Annotated in this window: 17 protein-coding genes; 8 read left to right on the forward strand and 9 right to left on the reverse strand. The window is 40.5% G+C overall.

The genetic code is table 11. From position 1 onward, the window contains the following. The first annotated feature begins 158 nt into the window (after window positions 1–158). From rbp to DSM106972_RS14205, 6 genes are all read left to right on the forward strand, one after another. On the forward strand, window positions 159–470 hold the full coding sequence (gene rbp, locus DSM106972_RS14180) for an RNA-binding regulator (RefSeq protein ID WP_127081317.1): 312 nt from the start codon (window positions 159–161) through the stop codon (window positions 468–470). 266 nt (window positions 471–736) lie between these two features. Beyond that, the gene (gene fbp / locus DSM106972_RS14185) at window positions 737–1,786 is read left to right on the forward strand and encodes a class 1 fructose-bisphosphatase (RefSeq protein WP_127081318.1); all 1,050 of its coding nucleotides are present in this window, start codon (window positions 737–739) and stop codon (window positions 1,784–1,786) included. A 97-nt stretch (window positions 1,787–1,883) separates the two neighbouring features. After that, window positions 1,884–3,029: a transaldolase gene (tal, locus tag DSM106972_RS14190; protein WP_127081319.1), complete on the forward strand. Its 1,146-nt coding sequence runs from the start codon at window positions 1,884–1,886 to the stop codon at window positions 3,027–3,029. Window positions 3,030–3,094: 65 nt separating this feature from the next. Continuing rightward, a complete protein-coding gene (gene zwf, locus DSM106972_RS14195) occupies window positions 3,095–4,624 on the forward strand; it encodes a glucose-6-phosphate dehydrogenase (RefSeq protein WP_127081320.1) in 1,530 nt (509 codons plus the stop codon). 60 nt (window positions 4,625–4,684) lie between these two features. Continuing rightward, window positions 4,685–6,058, forward strand: a complete 1,374-nt coding sequence (opcA, locus tag DSM106972_RS14200; protein ID WP_127081321.1) for a glucose-6-phosphate dehydrogenase assembly protein OpcA — start codon at window positions 4,685–4,687, stop codon at window positions 6,056–6,058. 80 nt (window positions 6,059–6,138) lie between these two features. Continuing rightward, window positions 6,139–7,506 (forward strand): cobyrinic acid a,c-diamide synthase CobB, encoded by a 1,368-nt coding sequence (locus DSM106972_RS14205; protein ID WP_127081322.1) that lies wholly within the window; start codon window positions 6,139–6,141, stop codon window positions 7,504–7,506. On the opposite strand, the gene fghA is transcribed toward DSM106972_RS14205, so the two are convergent. Then, window positions 7,482–8,321, reverse strand: coding sequence for an S-formylglutathione hydrolase (gene fghA, locus DSM106972_RS14210; protein ID WP_127081323.1), 840 nt, complete (start codon window positions 8,319–8,321; stop codon window positions 7,482–7,484). The two genes, DSM106972_RS14205 and fghA, sit on opposite strands and share 25 nt — an antisense overlap. 113 nt (window positions 8,322–8,434) lie before the next feature. Beyond that, complete coding sequence (locus tag DSM106972_RS14215) at window positions 8,435–9,094, reverse strand: NAD(P)H-binding protein (protein WP_127081324.1); 660 nt, start codon at window positions 9,092–9,094, stop codon at window positions 8,435–8,437. A 179-nt stretch (window positions 9,095–9,273) separates the two neighbouring features. On the opposite strand from DSM106972_RS14215, the gene DSM106972_RS14220 reads away from it, so the two are divergent. Next, window positions 9,274–9,939 (forward strand): DUF1997 domain-containing protein, encoded by a 666-nt coding sequence (locus DSM106972_RS14220; RefSeq protein WP_127081325.1) that lies wholly within the window; start codon window positions 9,274–9,276, stop codon window positions 9,937–9,939. 64 nt (window positions 9,940–10,003) lie between these two features. On the opposite strand, the gene DSM106972_RS14225 is transcribed toward DSM106972_RS14220, so the two are convergent. The 7 genes from DSM106972_RS14225 to DSM106972_RS14255 form a co-directional block, all read right to left on the reverse strand. Beyond that, window positions 10,004–10,468 (reverse strand): DUF4079 domain-containing protein, encoded by a 465-nt coding sequence (locus DSM106972_RS14225; RefSeq protein WP_127081326.1) that lies wholly within the window; start codon window positions 10,466–10,468, stop codon window positions 10,004–10,006. A gap of 76 nt (window positions 10,469–10,544) precedes the next feature. Then, window positions 10,545–11,210, reverse strand: a complete 666-nt coding sequence (locus tag DSM106972_RS14230; protein ID WP_127081327.1) for a GNAT family N-acetyltransferase — start codon at window positions 11,208–11,210, stop codon at window positions 10,545–10,547. Window positions 11,211–11,251: 41 nt separating this feature from the next. Beyond that, window positions 11,252–12,079, reverse strand: a complete 828-nt coding sequence (locus DSM106972_RS14235; RefSeq protein ID WP_127081328.1) for a PD-(D/E)XK nuclease family protein — start codon at window positions 12,077–12,079, stop codon at window positions 11,252–11,254. A 55-nt stretch (window positions 12,080–12,134) separates the two neighbouring features. Beyond that, entirely contained in the window at window positions 12,135–13,664 is a 1,530-nt protein-coding gene (locus DSM106972_RS14240) for a hypothetical protein (protein WP_127081329.1), read from the reverse strand. A gap of 215 nt (window positions 13,665–13,879) precedes the next feature. Then, window positions 13,880–15,382, reverse strand: coding sequence for an Ig-like domain-containing domain (locus tag DSM106972_RS14245; RefSeq protein ID WP_127081330.1), 1,503 nt, complete (start codon window positions 15,380–15,382; stop codon window positions 13,880–13,882). Between the two features lie 106 nt (window positions 15,383–15,488). After that, complete coding sequence (locus tag DSM106972_RS14250; RefSeq protein ID WP_127081331.1) at window positions 15,489–16,262, reverse strand: TIGR03943 family putative permease subunit; 774 nt, start codon at window positions 16,260–16,262, stop codon at window positions 15,489–15,491. Between the two features lie 6 nt (window positions 16,263–16,268). Further along, window positions 16,269–17,324 (reverse strand): permease, encoded by a 1,056-nt coding sequence (locus DSM106972_RS14255; protein WP_127081332.1) that lies wholly within the window; start codon window positions 17,322–17,324, stop codon window positions 16,269–16,271. Window positions 17,325–17,858: 534 nt separating this feature from the next. Here DSM106972_RS14255 and DSM106972_RS14260 point away from each other — a divergent pair. After that, the gene (locus DSM106972_RS14260; protein WP_127081333.1) at window positions 17,859–19,220 is read left to right on the forward strand and encodes a sensor histidine kinase; all 1,362 of its coding nucleotides are present in this window, start codon (window positions 17,859–17,861) and stop codon (window positions 19,218–19,220) included. Window positions 19,221–19,234 lie beyond the last annotated feature (14 nt).

Raw genomic sequence — 19,234 nt, forward strand, 5'->3', positions numbered from 1 at the left:
GATTGCGCTGTTTACGGTACGACATAATAATATGTTAGCCTCGGACGGCGCCAGTTATTGATCGTAAAGTAGCAATAGCTTATTTTAAATAGCAATTTGTAACAAACGGTCTTGCAGTTGAACGAAAATGTTTTCTGTTTATATTTAACGCGATCCACATGACTATTTACGTTGGAAATCTCTCTTACCGCGCTACCGAAGCAGACCTAAGAGCAGTGTTCGCAGACTACGGCGAGGTGACTAGAGTAGTCCTGCCTACCGACCGTGAAACTGGTCGGATGCGCGGGTTTGCCTTTGTTGACATGAACGAAGATGCCCAAGAGGATAACGCTATTACCGAACTTGACGGCGCCGAATGGATGGGACGCCAGCTTCGCGTCAATAAAGCTAAACCACGCGAAGGCGGTGGCGGTGACGGTGGCGGTAATCGTCGAGGAGGTTGGGCAGGGAAACAGGAAGCCTATGAATAATGGAACATAATCATAGCAAATTGTTTTCTTTGAGCGCAAGCCATTGGTCGCGTTTTTATTGACAGAAAACAATTCCGGTCAATGTAAGCCATAGACAATGTAAACCGACGAGTCGTGTTATTCCTATAACTATCACGACTGGTCGGTTTTTGGCGCTTGATACAAAGGCGCCTAGCTCGAACTTTCTTTAGTTAATCTAAAAACACTTATCAGTTTTGAAATTAAATTTCTAATATAGAGGCAGCACGAGCAAGAGGATTAAAAACATGGCTCAAGCATCAGAATATACCGATTTATCGATGGTTAACGCTGTTTCGGATGGCTTAGACCGTGATTGCACAACCCTGTCACGTCACGTTCTACAGCAATTACAGAGTTTTTCCCCAGAGGCACAGGATTTAAGCGCGTTAATGAATCGTATCGGGCTTGCTGGTAAGTTAGTAGCTCGTCGTCTTAGTCGCGCTGGGTTGATGGAAGGTGTATTGGGATTCACTGGAGAGGTTAATGTTCAAGGTGAATCTGTTAAAAAGATGGATGTGTACGCTAATGACGTATTTATCTCCGTCTTTAAGCAAAGCGGTTTGGTATGTAGACTAGCATCCGAAGAAATGGATGAACCTTACTATATTCCAGAAAATTGTCCTATTGGTCGGTATACTTTGCTTTACGACCCAATAGATGGTTCGTCAAATACTGATACTAATCTGAGTCTTGGTTCTATTTTTTCAATTCGTAAACAAGAAGGCGAAGATTTAGACGGCAAAGCCAGTGATTTGCTCGCCGCTGGACGTAATCAAATTGCTGCTGGATATATTCTCTACGGGCCCAGCACAATGCTCGTATATACCATCGGTCGTGGGGTTCATTCGTTTACACTCGACCCCAGTTTAGGCGAGTTTATCTTAACTGAAGAAAATATTAAGATTCCTGAACAAGGCTCTGTTTACAGCGTTAACGAAGGTAACTTCTGGCAGTGGGATGAATCAATACGTGAGTACATTCGCTATGTCCATCGGACAGAAGGATATACCGCTCGCTATAGTGGCGCAATGGTCAGCGATATTCATAGAGTATTATTGCAAGGCGGTGTGTTCTTGTATCCCGGCACAGTCAAAAAACCTGAAGGTAAACTACGTTTGCTCTACGAAACGGCGCCATTAGCATTCATCATCGAACAAGCTGGTGGTCGTGCAACTACTGGTACTACAGATATATTGGATGTAGTGGCAGAAAAACTGCACCAGCGTACTCCATTAATCATCGGTAGTAAGCATGATGTGGCAAAAGTAGAATCATTCATTAAAAATGGTCATTAATGAATGTAGAGACGTGACATGTCACGTCTCTACAAACGAAGAATTATTCCGGAAGGTGGCTATAGCGGGATTAAATTAGCAATCTGCGAGGGTAATTATGGCAACCAATCATCTACTGGAAATTAAAAACCACGGTCAAAGTATCTGGATGGATAATTTGACTAGGGATATTATCAAATCAGGGGAACTCAAAAATCTCGTCGAAAACCAAGGGATTTGTGGAATTACCTCAAACCCTGCCATCTTTGAAAAGGCTATATACGGTAATGCCATCTACGATGCTGATATCGAAGCAGGTGTTCGCGCCGGATTACCTACGTATAAAATCTACGAATCGCTTGTATTTGAAGATATCCGCAACGCCTGTGACATATTACGCCCAGTATATGATGCTACAGATGGTTTAGATGGGTATGTAAGTATAGAAGTCCCACCTACTATTGCCCATGACACCGAGGCAACAATTAAAGAAGCTCGTCGCTACTACGAAGAAATTGGCAAAGACAACGTAATGATTAAGATTCCCGGAACAGAAGCCGGGTTGCCTGCTGTAGAGACTGTAATATCGGAAGGGATTAACGTTAACGTCACACTGCTATTTAGTGTGCAAAGTTATGTTAATTGTTTCTGGGCTTATATTCGCGGCTTAGAAAAACGTTCAGCGAATGGTAATCCTATTAACAAAATTTCTTCTGTTGCTAGTTTCTTTCTTAGCCGAATCGATAGCAATATTGATGGCAAAATCGATGCGACACTTAAAAAGGGGGTTCCCGACATTGCTGTAGATGCTAAACTACGCGCAGTGAAAGGAAAAGTTGCAATTGCTAACGCCAAAATCGCCTACCAAGAGTATAAGAAAATTATACAAGACGAACGCTGGCAAGCTTTGGCAGCAAAGGGTGCAAATGTACAACGGTTACTATGGGCTTCTACAAGTACTAAAGACCCCAGTTACAGTGACGTTATGTACGTTGATCAACTAATTGGTCCAGAAACCGTTAATACTTTACCTCCTGCAACAATCGAAGCTTGTAGCGACCATTGTGACGTTGCAAGTCGCGTAGAAAGTAATGTTGACGAAGCTTACAACCTTATTGAGAGTCTTAAAGACCCAGATATCAATATTGACATTAATGCCGTCATGGATGAACTTCTCACCGACGGTATTGATAAGTTTGTCAAACCTTTTGAGTCATTGATGAACTCTTTAGAAGACAAAATTAAGCTATTGTCTCCTGTGTAGGAATAATGGGTTAGGGACTAGCCCCTAACCCAATCTAAAATCCGTAATCTAACATCAAAAATTCTATGGTCAGTCTGCTAGAAAATCCTTTGCGGGTTGGTCTGCAACAACAAGGGATGCCCGAACCCCAAATCATTATAATCTTCGGCGCCTCCGGAGACTTGACTTGGCGTAAGCTTGTACCATCATTGTACAAACTGCGAAAAGAACGACGCATTCCACCAGAAACAACCATTGTTGGAGTCGCACGTCGCGAGTGGACTCACGAATACTTCCGTGAGCAAATGCGGCGCGGTATGGAAGAAGCTCACGGTGGTGTACATCCAGAGGAACTCTGGCAAGACTTTGCTCAAGGTTTGTTTTACTGTTCTGGCAACACCGATAAACCCGAAGATTACCAAAAACTTAAGAAACTTTTAAGCGAACTTGATGAGAAACGAGGAACGCGCGGCAACCGCATGTTCTACCTTTCGCTTTCTCCTAATTTATTCGCCGAAGCTATTAAACAGCTTGGTAATGCTAAAATGCTTGATGACCCTTACAAGCATCGCTTAGTAATTGAAAAACCATTTGGTCGCGATTTAGCTTCTGCAAAAAGTCTAAACGTTGTAGTACAAAAACACTGCAAAGAAAACCAAGTTTACCGTATTGACCACTATTTAGGTAAAGACACAGTACAAAACTTGTTGGTATTTCGTTTTGCCAACGCCATTTTTGAACCATTGTGGAACCGTCGTTTTGTAGACCACGTACAAATAACAGTTGCTGAAACCGTCGGTGTTGAAGACCGCGCGGGTTACTATGAATCATCCGGCGCCTTACGAGACATGTTGCAAAATCACCTCATGCAACTTTATTGTATGACCGCAATGGAGGCGCCTAACGCAATGGATGCTGAAAGTATCCGTACTGAAAAAGTAAAGGTGCTACAAGCTACTAGGCTGGCAGACGTTAATAACTTAGATTTATCCGCAATACGCGGTCAATACAGTGCTGGCTGGATGAAGGGTAAACAAGTACCTGGGTATCGCGAAGAACCAGGCGTTAACCCCAACTCAACCACCCCCACATTTGTAGCGATGAAATTTGTCATCGATAACTGGCGCTGGCAAGGTGTTCCTTTTTACCTTAGAACAGGAAAGCGAATGCCCAAAAAAGTCAGCGAAATATCCATCCACTTCCGCGAAGTCCCCTCGCGTATTTTCCAATCTGCCGCTCAACAAGTTAACGCCAACGTTTTGGCAATGCGAATTCAACCTAACGAAGGTATTTCGCTACGTTTTGAAGTGAAAATGCCTGGAGCAGACTTCCGTACTCGTTCTGTAGATATGGATTTTAGTTACGGTTCGTTTGGTATCGAAGCAACATCCGATGCATACGACCGTCTATTTTTAGATTGTATGATGGGAGACCAAACCTTATTTACACGCGGTGACGAAGTAGAAGCCGCATGGCAAGTAGTAACACCAGCACTAAGTGTTTGGGATGCATCCTCTAACCCAATAGTAGTTCCTCAGTATGAAGCTGGTACTTGGGAACCTGTTGAAGCCGAACTACTCATTAACCGCGACGGTCGTCGTTGGAGAAGACTCTAAAAATGTGGAGACGTGATATATCACGTCTCTACATATCACTGTTTATACTTAGTAAAAATTATGGTTTCCCAAGCTCCTACAATTTATTCACTTCAGGCGCCTAAAGATATTTCGCTAACTGAAATCGAAGCGGAATTAGGGCAAATTTGGCAAAGTTATGGTATGGCAGGCGAAGATGGTGCTTTACCTGCTGCAACTCGTGCAACAACTTTTACTTTAGTTGTTTATGAACCAGAAGAAACGCAGCTACTTTTAGCAGCGTTAGGGTTTTATAGTGGCCCAATTGATGGGATATTAGGACCTCAAACCGAAGTGGCACTGCGGGCAGCCCAAAAAGCTTTTAAAATTCCAGAAACAGGAACCGTAACACCTGACACACTTACAATATTGCGGGGAGAAGCAGCGAAAAGTCGAGCTTCGGGAACAATTTCTGAGGCCGCTTCATCTATGGGCGACTCAAAAAGTCCTCGTATCGCCGATGAAATTGCACTTCGTAATCCCTGCCGTATAGTAACTCTTTCTCCGGTTGCGGGTGCTGATGAAGGTGTAAAAGCTCAAGTTGCTGCTTATTGTCCTATTCAAAAACAATCATCGGGTACGCTTGTTTGTTGTGAATACCTGACTTTAACAGGTACAGCAACAGCACTCGAACGTATTGGTGGGATGATACCAGCTTTATTAATTGGTGGTTTGCCTAAATTTTTATGGTGGAAAGCAACACCCGACCCAAATAACCCATTATTTAAACGCTTGTCGGCAGTTTGTAATAACGTAATTGTTGACTCCTGTAATTTCAACGAACCTGAAAAAGATTTACTCAACTTACAAGAGTTAGTCGAAAACGGTGTACCGCTTGCAGACCTAAATTGGCGCCGAATTTCTGGTTGGCAAGAATTAGCAGCACAAGCATATGACGCACCAAACCGTCGCGCAGCGCTAGGTGATATTGACCGTGTAAATATTGATTACGAAAAAGGTAGTCCAGTACAAGCACTACTATTTATCGGTTGGTTTGCTAGTCGCTTAGGTTGGAAACCAGTTGGTTATCAACAAGAAAAAGGCGATTACGACATTACCAAAATCAAATTCCTTTCCAACGACCAGCGACCCATCGAAGCCGAATTAGCAGGTGTACCAATGGGAGAAGGTGGTCAAATACCAGGAGACTTAATCGCACTACGCTTAAGCTCCACCAACATCAACGCTGACTGCGGCACATTAATTTGTTCCGAAACAGGTGGCTGTATGCGGATGGAAACTCAAGGTGGCGCCCAATCCACAGGTCTATTCCAACAAGTAACCTCACTTTCTGAACAAAAAGCAGAAGCCCTATTAAGTCAACAAGTACAACGCTGGGGTCACGAAGCATTATTAGAAGAAAGCCTAGCAACGTGTGCCCAAATCCTAAAATTAGGATTCAGCACCGAAGAATAAATACGTCGGGGCGGGTTAACAGATATCCTAAAACAGTAAGCATATCTCCTAAACCCGCCTTTTTAAATCGCCAAACAACCATGTCATTAATCATCGCCGGAGAACGCAGTGGGGTGGGCAAGACAACAGTCACGCTCGCCCTATTAGCATATTTATGTAAAAACAATTACCAAGTACAATCATATAAAGTTGGGCCAGATTATATAGACCCAATGTTTCACCGTTATATAACAGGTAAACCAAGTCGCAACTTAGACCCAGTATTAACATCAGAAACTTACGTCAAAGAATGTTATCACCATCATCGTCAACAAGTCGATATTGCCTTAATAGAAGGAGTAATGGGACTATTCGATGGAATTGGAAATAAAACTATTCCCTTCGCTAGCACAGCGCACATAGCAAAGTTATTAAATATACCTGTAATTTTAGTAGTTGATTGTAGTCGATTATCAGGTTCTGTAGCTGCAATCGTACATGGCTACAGCACACTCGACCCCACTATAAATATTGCAGGTGTAGTTCTTAACCGGGTTGGCAGTGACCGTCACTTAGACTTACTCAAAAATGCACTTCTACCCTTACAAATCAAAATCTTAGGTGTATTGCGACGTGAAGATAACATATCAATCCCCGACCGTCACTTAGGTTTAGTCCCAACTAGCGAGCTATCAGAACTTGATGCTATTATCTCCCGACTCGCTGACTTAGGCGCCAATTGTTTCGACTGGCAAACTTTATTACCGTTGTTGGGGGACACGGGAAACGGAAAACGGGAAAGTGTCGAAGACAAATATACAGTTAGAATCGCTGTTGCGTTAGATAATGCTTTTAATTTTTACTATCAAGATAATTTAGACTTACTACAAAAATTTGGCGCCGAGTTAGTTTTTTGGAGTCCAATAAAAGATAATTTACCCAAACATATTCAGGGAATGTATTTTGGTGGTGGATTTCCAGAAGTATTTGCTCAGGAGTTATCTAACAATATAGGCGCCATTAAAAGTGTTAAAGCCGCCATAAACACAGGAATGCCCACCATAGCTGAATGCGGTGGTTTGATGTATCTATGTGAAAAAATTATCGACTTTGAAGGCAAAGCTTGCCCAATGGTAGGAGCATTACCAACTCAAGCAGTAATGGACAAACGCTTAACTTTGGGTTATCGACGTGCTGTCACATTACACAAAAATTTTCTTTTTGATACAAATACAGTTATATATGGACACGAATTTCATCGTTCACACTTATTGTGTAACTCAAAGGCGCCTACTTTTGAAACTTATCGTGTTGATACAGAAGAACCTACAGGTTTGGAAGGATGGAGTACACAATTTAATGTTCATGCTTCTTATATTCACCAACACTGGGGAAGTTCTCCAGAAATTCCACAAAGATTTTTAAAATACTGCGCTGATTTTAGTCAAACACCTAACTCTTTAACATGATGCTTTATATGGTCTTCTATAAAGCTAGAAATAAAATAATAGCTATGGTCATAGCCATCTTGATAACGTAATGTTAAAGGCTGGTTAACTTCTTGACAAGCCTGCTCAAATATCTCAGGCTTCAATTGTTCTTGTATAAACTTATCGTCTGTACCTTGATCAATCAGAATATGACCGTGATACTTATGTTTTCTAACTAACTCACTCGCATCATAAAGGCGCCAATTTTGGTTATCTTCACCCAAATAACCAGTAAATGCTTTTGTTCCCCAAGTACACTGCATTGGCGCCACAATTGGTGCAAATGCTGATACTGACTTAAATTTATTTGGATTTCTTATGGCACAAACAAGGGCGCCGTGTCCTCCCATTGAGTGACCAAATATACCTTGCTTGTTTATATCAATAGAAAAATTAGCAGCGATTAAATTTGGTAACTCTTCAACTATATAACTATACATGTTGTAATAGTTTGACCAAGGTGCAAGTGTAGCATCAACATAGAATCCGGCGCCTGTGCCAAAGTCCCAATTATCATTTTCACCTGGAATACCTGCATTTCTAGGACTTGTATCTGGCGCCACTAAAATCAACCCATATTCAGCAGCATATTTTAAAGCGTTGGCTTTGACAATAAAATTCTCTTCTGTACAAGTTAACCCAGAAAGGAAGTATAAAACTGGATAAGACTTTTGTACTTGTGGAGGTTGATATACAGCAAAGGACATCTCGCTGTTGCAAGTGGTGGAAGCGTGGGAGTAAAAGCTGAGTTTACCACCAAAGGATTTGTATTCGCTTTTCAGGTTCAGAGACATAGGAAAAAAGAGGGTAAATTGGCAACGGATGCCTAACGGATGTAACGGATGGTTGATTGATTTCAGTTTGTAATAAATTATCCGTTACATCTGTTCCATCCGTTGCAAGATTACTAAGCAACACCCGCGAATAGCTCACTAAAACCTTTCGGCGCCGCTTCGGGTTTTGCAACAATTTCGACTATCTTGTTTTTTGCACTTGGTTCTGATAAAGCTTCTACACAAACCTGCGCCACTTTTTGTCTGGGTATGCTACCGTCAAACAATGTATCAGCACTTTGCATGATAATTGCATCCTGGTTGTCTTCATTTTTTAACCCACCTGGACGGACAATTGTATAAGTCAAGCCACTTTTTTGAAGATATTCTTCAGCTTGCTTTTTCCATACCAAAATCAACCAAAACAAATTGAGGGGGTGAAAAAATTGTGAAGTACACAGCGAAGTCACTAAAACAAAATGCTCTATTCCTTTACCTTTGGCAGCATCAACCAAATTTTTCGTTCCCTCCAAGTCTACCTTGTATGGTCCGGTGGGATCAAAACTTGGCTTGGCACCAGTAGCACAAAGAACTATAGTACTATCACCTATTGCTGCCGTAAGGGTACCAGGTTCAAGAACGTCACCCTGTACCAAATCAACACCCGCAGGAAGAATACTTCTTGCTTTGTTGATATCACGAACCAAGGCACGGACAGGAATATTACGCGCAACTAGTTCAGTAACTATGCGACGACCTGTTTCTCCTGTTGCACCTGCTACAAAAGCTTTCATGATAAACGTTACCCTAAGAAACTAGTAAGTGTTTGGTTAAGTCTGATTATTAAAAAGATTAAATGAACTTTGTTACATATTTTTAAGCTTTTGGTAAAAATAGAAAATTAGTACGAAACCTTATCTTAAATATGGGAATGATTAATAAAGGGCAAGGAAAAAGACACAGGAGTACCGATATGCTATCGAAAGACCAGGACTACCAAACACTTGATACCACGGAGCAAGTAATGTCTGTAACATCAGGTTTAGTCAACACAGAGGACTTAATCTCTAATATTGACGCTGGCAAACCAATAACGTTTTATTGTCGCCACAGCGATTGTATGGAAATGTACGCCCCATCTGACACTGTGGCAGAGTATTTAAACTGTCATTCTAAGTGGTTTGTGCGCTGTGCAGAACCAATGAAGGTTCAGCCACTTGGTCAAAATGGTTACGCTTTGGTCATCGGTCGCTTTGGCGCCTTCAATTATGAAGTTGAACCAAAAATCGGTTTAGAACTTTTACCACCCGATGAAGGTGTTTACAAAATTCAGACTATTCCAATTCCCGATTACAACCCACCTGGATACGATGTAGATTATCGCGCTAGCTTGCAACTCGTCGAGTGCCGTGAGGAAGATGTTTCAATTGGTTCGCTTCAAACGCGCGTTGAGTGGGAATTAAATTTAGCTGTTCATATTCAATTTCCTAAGTTTATTAAGCGTTTACCTCAGTCTTTGATAGAAAGCACAGGTGAGCGTTTACTCAACCAAATTGTTCGTCAAGTCTCACGTCGTTTAACACGTAAGGTTCAAGACGATTTTCACGGTTCAATTGGTGTACCTTTTCCAAAAAAGTGATAATGCTCAATAATCGATGCTTGGTGGTCGCTGGAGTATATTCCAGCGACCATTCGCTTTTCAATTAAGCTTTACTTATAATTCTCTGTACAATCTGTACACCACTAATAGCTTGGTAAGTAAACAAACCCAATATAGTGAAATTGATTAAAATATGCGTCATGCGTGCCCAATTGGCGCCTTTTTGCATAAAAGGGGAAAGCGATGCTGAAAACGCAATTAGAACTGTCATTCCAAGTCCTATAAGCAAGTGGGGACCAACGAATAACTTACCGTTATTAATATAAGTCACACCCATCGCCGCTACAGAACCAGCCACCATAAAGCCTAGTAGCAAAGAACCAATTTGAAAGTGACGAACATTATAACGTCCTTTAATTAGCTCTTTCTTTTCTTCACCTTGCGCGCTACGGGTACGTTGTATTTTTAAACCCAGATAAGCTGCGTACAGTGATACTAATAATAACCCCCACATCAGGACTGGGTGGACGAAATTCAACCCGTACTTAACCGATGGAGATAGTTCCATTGCCGTGTTCTCCCCAAATTCTTAAATCTTCATAAAAGTTAGCATAACTTTTTTTTACATTGTGCGAGGTGTTTTTTTAATCCTGGCTGTTAGATGTTTCATCCACTGACGGAATATCGTTGACAAGGGGATTCAAAACAACATCACTGGCGCCTGCATCTGGTTTACCTGCGCGCAATGTGGGGTTACGTCTACTCCGCTCCCTTGCGACTCTTCGATATCCTGCACGTTCTGCCTTTTGATGTTCGTATTCTATTAATCTGCCGTAATGCTCGTGCTTACTTAAATTCATCGATAGAAAAATATGCTCGCGCGTATTACCAAAACCTTTGCGGTTAAAAAACTTAAGCGCTGGTGCATTGGCAGGGTCGGTATCTACAAGCATAAAACGGGCGCCGTCTTCAATCATCCGCGAAATGGCTTTATCAACCAGTTTGTCAGCTACACCACGACGCTGAAACTTTGGATTAACTCCTAACCAGAGAATATAACCATAAGTCCAGGTAGCTTTAGTGATAATTGTTCCTAAAATAAATCCAGCAAGTTCGCCATCAATTTCAGCAACTAAACAATATTCTGGGTCGGTGTTATAAAGTCCTATCACTTCCCACTCATCCCAAGTTCGGTATAAATACGGGTATAAATCACTTGTAAATAATTCTTCCCCTAGATGGTAGATGGTGGCAATATCATCAATTCCTAATTCGCGAACAAACACCGTATCATTATTATCAAATTGCATAAAAAAGACTTATGAAAGACGTGATATATCACGTCTCTACATTATGAAAGGGTTACTTCTTCAATCGTAACTAAGTCGAGTAGCGAAGGGTCTAATGCTAAGGAGGGAGTCTGTTGAGAGTTGCTATTAGAGACAGCGTAATTTCGATTACACCGTGCTGCAAATTGGCAGTTGTCGCATATTTTACTGCCTTCAGGAACTTGTGGAAAATCTTGCCCTTGATAATATACAGTTATATATCGATTTAGTTGAGTAAGTAACTGTTGTAATTTTCTTTTTGTTTGCTCATGTTGAGCAGTGCTGTAATTAAATTTTATGCTTTGTGGTTTATCATGAGGTTGAACAAACCAATAGGTCATAGAAATATTTTCTGGCACATATTGGCTAGTTTCAGCCAAAACAAACAAATAAAGTTTTGTTTGCCAATTTTGTTCTAAATACTTCTGATTCTGCGGTTTTGGATAAGTTTTCCAATCTAAGATTTGTGCTTGTACATTATCTGCAATCAACAAATCGTAAACAACCGTGAGTAAGTAATCTTGAAATTGTAGAGTTCGATAGTGTTCGCTTTCCTTGAACGTTTCATCACTCGTTTTTTCTAGAATAAACGGCGCCACAGTATTAAGTCCATCTATCCAACCGCGTAATTGAGCATCAGTTTCCAAAAAACTATCGATAGATAAACCCATTGCACGTTGCTGCATAAGCAAGTGAAACCGACTTCCCAGCATTAGCTTTTCATCGTGGTCTGGGTCAATAGGAGAGTAAAGTTGCTCTAAATAAGTATGCTGAAACTGTCGCGGACACTTTTCTAGTGTATTAAGTTGTCCTTGCGACAGTCGCATAAGATGGGTTTCATCAAATAACATAAGTACGCATTAACGTTGGTACGTTATGTTCATGATAGTTGATTTGAAACGCTCTTTACTGTTGAGGTTTTGGAGGAAATTTAGGTAATTGTACAGAGGATAATGATTTACGTCCTTGAGGTGGGCGCCTGGGGTAAACTACTGGTGAAGGTGAATTTGCATCATCAATATTATGAGAAGGATGATGTGGTGATTCTGTAGCTGGTAAATCTAAATGTGTTAGTTGCGAGACTTCTGCCCAATAATCTTCTTCCACAGCATTTGGAATTGAGTTTTTCTCAATAACTATTTCCGGAGTAATTGCCGTATCATTATTTGTACTATTTTTATCTGCTTGTTGACTTGTAAAATTGAATGATTGAGTTTCAACTTCGTCTGCTACTGTATCCCATATGTCTTCTGCTTGTTTAAAAGAAGTTGTTTTTGGTGCCTCTATAATCTCTTGTATATCTTGTTCTATATTCACTTCTGATGAAGCTGGCGCCGTTTGAGAGACAAAGTACATTTGAATTACACTGTCGATTTGCTCACTTAAGTTGTCACGAGGATGTGGTTCTTGTTGAGGTGGCGCCTCTAATGCTTCTGGTTGTGTGGGTGTCTGTTGTGGTACAATTATACTTTCGTTTAGTGGTTCGATACTTTGCTCTACAGAATCAAAATCTCCTGAAGCTGACCAAGGTTTTATCGGTTCGGCATTTACGAACAAAGACTTAAATTTTTTCAGAGAAGGAGAATCGTTAACTGTAGTTTGACACGTTGGAGATTCGTTATCATCGCTTTCGACAACAGACATCGGGTCTAGGCATTTTTCAAGTGCTGCCTTAAACTGCAATGTTTGACGTTGCTGTCGCATTAACCTTGTCCGCAGTTCTTTACACGCAGTTTCTGACTGAATTAGTTGCTGTGACTGCGAACTATAATTAGCTTGCAAGTTCGCGCATTCTCGCTCTAACTGTGCGAGACGCTGTTGGTTAAATTCTAACTGAGCTTTATACGTTTCAACTAAAGTTTCTTGACGTTGAACGTTTTGTAAAGAATTGTCTAATTGCTGATAAAGTGATTGAACTTGTTCTTGAGTGGCACAAAGTTCTTGCGTTTGTTGTTTTAGCATTGCTTCGGTGACGCTATAACGCTTTTGCTGAAACTGCACAGCTTTTTCAGACTCTGCCAAACGAGACGTTAATTCTTCTACTTGACTATATAGTTTATCGTTTGCTGCTCGTAACTCATGGTTTAACGCAAGCATTTGCTGAAATTCTGCATCAATTGCCGCTAATTTGGCACTATCTGGTTCTGCTACCCAATCTTTTGATGGCGCCTGATTGTCATTATTTTCTGACATTTCAGGGGTTGTAATTACCTGACTTTCCCATTGTTCTTCATTTAAGGTGAAAACTTGCTGCTTAAAATCAGCGTCATTACTCTGTTCGCTTGACACAAGGGTTGTATTTGTCAACATTTGATTTGTCAAATTATGCGGCACAACCGAGTAAAACGGGCAATCTATAGGCTCAGATTGTGCGGTTGTCTCAGATAATGTTGGTTGTTCGGTAGCCCCATTATCTGGGGTGTTAGTTTCATTCATCACTCACCCACAAGTTTAAATATTATTTCGGTGTCAAGAGCAAGGGTTTTCAGCGCATTTATTATAAAATTTTACCTAGAACACTCTTGAAGCGACCTAGGGCTTACAAACCTGTTCATAGTATTTTATAGCACTAATTGTACTTACATTCTACTTGTTTGAAAGTTAGGAGTTAAGAGTTAACTCCTAACTTCTAACTCCTAACTCCTAACTAATCAGGGGAGCCAACGTGGGTAAAACCCAGCTATTGGTAGTTGTTCGGGTTTTATTTCGGCGGCATTTGATGCGTCGGCAACGGGTAGCAAGGGCATTAGCCAAAGACTACTCCCTGATATTGTTTCACCTGATGAGGTTTTTAAGCTGCTAGTTGTTGGGGCGCCACCTTCAAGGCTTACTACTTGGTCGAACAGCAACCCTAAACCATCGGGAGCAAGACTCATTTGTATATTACGTTGCCCTGCTGGCAGAACTAGTAATGCTTTTTGTTGCCCGGTTTTTAGGTTAATTGCTATAAAATATGGCTGTTCTAAAAATTGGTCGCCAGGTAATAATTGGGTAATTAAACAGTAAAGATTCGGAGATGCCGTGTCAAATTGACAACCTATTATTGTACCTGTGGTTTTTATCAGCTCTTTGTTTACACCTTGGTTTGTGACTAAAAATAACGAGCGAGTCGGGTTTTGAAAGTCGCGGTTAAACTTAACCATTGCAGCTTGTGTCCCATCTTTAGAAAACGCTTGTACTAAACCAAACTGAGGTAAAAAGTCAAGTGGTTTGCTACCGTCTTTTTGTATTGGCAAAATTGCTGCACCCTCACCTTGGGCAACAGCTACCCCTTTACTATCGGGGGTAATTAAAAAGTCTCCACTTGGTTGACTTTCTAGACGAGTAAGTTTAGTTCCTTCTGAAGAATCTTTACGTGCGGACATAAACCATAACCCAAAGTCACCAGGACTATCTTTTTTGCCACGTTGAATAACAATAGTCTTGCCATCGGGTGATAAATCGAATTTTAAATTTTGATACCCATCACTATCTAGTACCAAGTCAACTCGACTTGGGGGTTGTGCTTCTTCTGTAGGTTTACTCGGAAAGCCTGTTGTGACAGTATATATTTTGCTGGAGAGCAAATCTTGGTTTGTTTTCGCACGTGCAGAGAATAAAACTTTATCTCCTTCTGGATAAGGTTTAAAGTCCATAACCGCTAGGTCTTTGGGGGTAAGGACTGTTTTTTGGTCTTGCGTCAAGTTCTGAAGTACTAACCTTCCTTGTTCTTCTCCTGTCGCACCAATATAAAGAATGGCACGGTCGCGCGTGCGGAAGGCGCCTGAAAAAGGTTGAAGCGTTAAGTTTTTACCCTGTTTTTTGGCAAATTTATCGACTGCTCCCTGTAATTGAACTTTATAATTTGTACCATAAGGCGCCGGAGTTAACAGCGTGTACACCATCCGTCGTCCTGCCCAGCTATACTTTCCAGCTAATGGTGGGTCTATTTTTAAATTATTTTCAACACTTTTAGCATCCATTGGACGACTAAATGTCATGCTAAAAGAAGTATCATCGGCGCCGACTTTTTGATTTTCCCAACTAAAGTTTCTGACGCTTGCCCTAACAACATCACCTTGGATAAGTAGTATACCAATTAGTATAGATATTATTACTATTAGGGTAATAGAAATACGGTCAATAGGTAATAATGAAAACTTTTTTCTAGCCATTATTGATTTTAGATTCTAGATTTTAAATTTTAGATTTTGCTACACACATGAATCGATTCTGGATTTAAGATTGTATCCAAAATCCAAAATCCAAACTCTAAAATTTTTATGAACTGTAAGGATTTTTTGGTTGTGGAATTTCTTTAATAGATGTAGCGTTAATGGCGAGGTGACGTTTTCCATTAAAGGTTTCTGTAATGATTTTGCCTTCAACCTCAAACCATTTATCAGCGGGGTATTTATCTCGACCTTCAGATAGTTTGACGGGTATTCCAACTGGATAAGCGTCAGCAGCACAACAAGTAATTACAAACCGTGACAGCATCATAAAGTCTTGACCGATATCTTTGGGATACATGGCAAAACCTTGAACTTTTGCTCTTTGCCCTGTATAAGCATCAGGTTCTGGGTAAACGCTAAGAGTCCGTATCCACTCTACTAATGACCTTTCTTCTGGACGAACTGAAGCGCGGAAAGCTTGCGGTTGCGAACGTGTTGGTCCCAGTAACTCGGTGACGCTTCTATTCATTGCGCTAGAAGAGGCAAAAACTTGGGGTGTAATAAAAAACCCTAAAAGCGCTGTAATTATTAATAACGAACTACTCCAACCAGGAGGAAAAACTGTTATGTGTTGGGCGCCTACTATTTCGTTATAGCGGCGCCTTTGTAATAATTCTTTAGCTTTTAAAAAAGCAACTAATAATAATCCGATGCTCGCAACAATTATTAACCAAAAATAATCAGGGTGAATTAAAACGTTTAATTTACCAGTTTGCCAGTATTTCAACATTAAAACTCCCCAAGAACCAATCGCTACAACATCAAGCCAAGCTAGAAGTTTCGGAGAAATTTTGGGTTTAGTATTCGTTTGACTAGTCATTTGATATTAAAAGACGTGTAAATTCAAAAATAGCGTCATCAAAAATGTTAGTAGTCCTGCCAATGCAAATAAATAAAACAATGCTCGTGGTTTAAAAATTGATAGCATTAGCCCAATACCTTTAATATCCACCATTGGTCCAAATACCAGAAATGCTAGCAATGAACCACTTGTGAAAGCAGAAGCAAATGACAAGGCAAAAAATGAATCTACTGTAGAACAAATCGATACTACTACTGCGAGTACAAGCATTGCGATGATTGAACTTACGGTTCCGGCGCCCAAACTCAATATTATATCGCGAGGTGCAAGTACTTGAATCGCTGCTGCAACTGCACTACCTATCACCATCACTGCCCCTAACTCGCGCAGTTCCTGAATAATATTATCCAATACCAGGCGCAATTTATCAGACATTGGTTTTGTTTGATTGGCGATTGCCACTTCTTCCGGACTTGTGTCGATACGAGTAATTTGACCAGAAGACGAACCACCCAAAATATAAGTGCCCGACTGTAATAATGTTGAATTACCCGTTTGCACTCTAGTATTTTGCCCTCTGCCACTACGACGTTTTGAGGATTGTTCTGGAGGTGGGTTGAATTTTAGATACCGCGCAATAGCTGGTTGCACTAGTGGCGTTAAATCTTTTTGAAAGCTAAATACCCAACCAACGATTGTTGCTATTACCAAAGAAAATACTACCCGTAGCACTACAATTTCTGGCTGGTCGCGAAACGCCGTCCATGTAGACCAAATTACAATTGGGTTTATTGTAGGCGCCGCCAACAAAAAGCCAATTGCAACGGATGTAGGAACCCCTTGCATCAACAAACGACGAGCGACTGGAACATTGCCACATTCACAGACAGGGAACAAAAAGCCTACTAAACTACCAACAAATGCCCCCAATAAAGGATTTCTTGGCATTCTTTCAACTAGCTTGCGCTCATCAACCATGAACAGCAGCACACTAGAGAACAAAACCCCAAGCAGCAAAAATGGTATCGCCTCGACTAATAAACTTAGAAATATCGTAAAACCGTTACTCAGTTGATTCATAAGTGTGCTGGAGCAAAGCGGAGATTAGCATTAATAGTTATGTTCCCGCATTGTATCGAAATGGGGATCAAAAACAAGTACAGGTAATTAAATATAACTTAAACAGAGTTTGACGTTGAAATTAAAGTAGTAATTGTTACATTGTCTACTTACTGCTAATTATTGTTCCATGCTTCATTTTTTCAGATAAATGTAAAATTTTATACATATATTTCAAAAATTTTATATACATTCCATTAAAAATAACAGCATAGTATTTGTTTATAATGATGATACTTACATACAATATTTATCTAGCCATAAATATACTTACAGTAAAATTGCTCATAAAAAAGAAAACTTTACGTAATTTTATTGATATTTTACAAAGCTTTTAAAATCAAAATGGCTCGGAGGTTTACCAATTGGCACAAAATTGCTATTCCCTATTTTCCACATACCGCAAAACGCAAAACTGAAATAGCCTAGAAGAGCTAGCGATTTCTCGTTAGCAATATTTTAAGAACGTAAATTAATGAATAATCAGGGTCTAGAGTGCAACAAGAATTTGTTTCCGAAATCAATGCGCCAATTCTTCTCGAAGGCAATAGAGGTGACCTAAGTCTAGACTCTACGCTGCAAGAATTGTCATTATACACATTCGAGGTTCAAACATCCTGTACAGGCGCCTGTGTTGCTCAAGTGTTTGAGAAATACCCGCTTGTACCTGGGGTGATACTGCTCGAAGACGGTAATTACATAGGAATGCTTTCGCGGCGCCAGTTATTAGAATTTTTAATTCGCCCATTTGGGAAGGAAATGTTTTTCGAGCAACCCCTGAGTATTCTTTACAGTTATGCCCGGACTGGTGTGTTACTTTTGTCTGAGACAACTTCTATTTTGACGGCAATGCAACTAGCATTAAGGCGTTCTCCTGAACTAGTGAGCGAACCTGTTGTTGTTAAATCATCTGAAGGCGCCTATTGCTTACTCGATATATCGGAATTAAATATTGCCAGTTGGCAAATTCGGGGTATAGAAACACAAGTCAGGTACGAACGTAGCCAAGCGCAAATCATCCAAAACGACAAAATGGCTTCTCTAGGGCGATTAGTCGATGGAGTCGCACACGAAATTCTTGACCCAGTAAATTTTATATGGGGTAACTTGACCCACGTTTCTAACTATACCCAAGACTTATTAAAACTGATTGCAGCTTATAACCGGGAATTGCCCAACCCCTCAGAACACATCGCTTATTTGATGCAAGATATAGAATTTGATTTTTTAGAGCAAGACTTAAATAAATCGCTTAAAAGTATCCGAACAGGAGCAGAACGACTCAAAAAACTTGTAACCAGTTTACAAAACTTTTGTCATATTGATGCAGTTTACCCCAAACCAGCAGATATACACACAATAATTGAAAACGTTATCTTATTGATTAATAGCCGAGTCAAAGGCGAAATAGAAATAATTAGAAATTATGGGTCATTACCCCCTGTATATTGTTTCCTAGGGCAACTCAATCAAGTATTCATGAATATTTTGAGTCGGTCAGTCGATAGTCTACTCGATGAAGCAATCCGACAGCAATATAATAATCTTGATACGACTTGTAACGAAGAAAAACCTCGAATTGAGATTATAACCGAGGTAATTTCTTTACCACCAACAACATGTAGCGCAGTTGACTCACGCTGGGTTTCAGTACGTATCGCCGATAACAGCAAGGGAATATCCGAAGAAACCCAACAACAAATAATCGAATCATTTTCGGTCGAAAAGCGTGCAGACAAAGAAACAACCCTCGCCGCCAGCTACCGTATTATTACAGCAAGACACGGTGGCAAATTTAAAATTCACTCTCAACCAGGCGCCGGTACAGAATTTGAAATCCTACTACCCCTAGTCTAATTCTCTTCTGTTGC

Origin of the sequence: Dulcicalothrix desertica PCC 7102, from assembly GCF_003991905.1 — a bacterium.
Classification (GTDB): domain Bacteria; phylum Cyanobacteriota; class Cyanobacteriia; order Cyanobacteriales; family Nostocaceae; genus Dulcicalothrix; species Dulcicalothrix desertica.

Coding starts and splice junctions, on each gene's coding strand:
- rbp (WP_127081317.1), top strand. CDS start 159: ATGACTATTTACGTTGGAAATCTCTCTTACCGCGCTACCGAAGCAGAC.
- fbp (WP_127081318.1), top strand. CDS start 737: ATGGCTCAAGCATCAGAATATACCGATTTATCGATGGTTAACGCTGTT.
- tal (WP_127081319.1), top strand. CDS start 1,884: ATGGCAACCAATCATCTACTGGAAATTAAAAACCACGGTCAAAGTATC.
- zwf (WP_127081320.1), top strand. CDS start 3,095: ATGGTCAGTCTGCTAGAAAATCCTTTGCGGGTTGGTCTGCAACAACAA.
- opcA (WP_127081321.1), top strand. CDS start 4,685: ATGGTTTCCCAAGCTCCTACAATTTATTCACTTCAGGCGCCTAAAGAT.
- DSM106972_RS14205 (WP_127081322.1), top strand. CDS start 6,139: ATGTCATTAATCATCGCCGGAGAACGCAGTGGGGTGGGCAAGACAACA.
- fghA (WP_127081323.1), bottom strand. CDS start 8,321: ATGTCTCTGAACCTGAAAAGCGAATACAAATCCTTTGGTGGTAAACTC.
- DSM106972_RS14215 (WP_127081324.1), bottom strand. CDS start 9,094: ATGAAAGCTTTTGTAGCAGGTGCAACAGGAGAAACAGGTCGTCGCATA.
- DSM106972_RS14220 (WP_127081325.1), top strand. CDS start 9,274: ATGCTATCGAAAGACCAGGACTACCAAACACTTGATACCACGGAGCAA.
- DSM106972_RS14225 (WP_127081326.1), bottom strand. CDS start 10,468: ATGGAACTATCTCCATCGGTTAAGTACGGGTTGAATTTCGTCCACCCA.
- DSM106972_RS14230 (WP_127081327.1), bottom strand. CDS start 11,210: ATGCAATTTGATAATAATGATACGGTGTTTGTTCGCGAATTAGGAATT.
- DSM106972_RS14235 (WP_127081328.1), bottom strand. CDS start 12,079: ATGTTATTTGATGAAACCCATCTTATGCGACTGTCGCAAGGACAACTT.
- DSM106972_RS14240 (WP_127081329.1), bottom strand. CDS start 13,664: ATGAATGAAACTAACACCCCAGATAATGGGGCTACCGAACAACCAACA.
- DSM106972_RS14245 (WP_127081330.1), bottom strand. CDS start 15,382: ATGGCTAGAAAAAAGTTTTCATTATTACCTATTGACCGTATTTCTATT.
- DSM106972_RS14250 (WP_127081331.1), bottom strand. CDS start 16,262: ATGACTAGTCAAACGAATACTAAACCCAAAATTTCTCCGAAACTTCTA.
- DSM106972_RS14255 (WP_127081332.1), bottom strand. CDS start 17,324: ATGAATCAACTGAGTAACGGTTTTACGATATTTCTAAGTTTATTAGTC.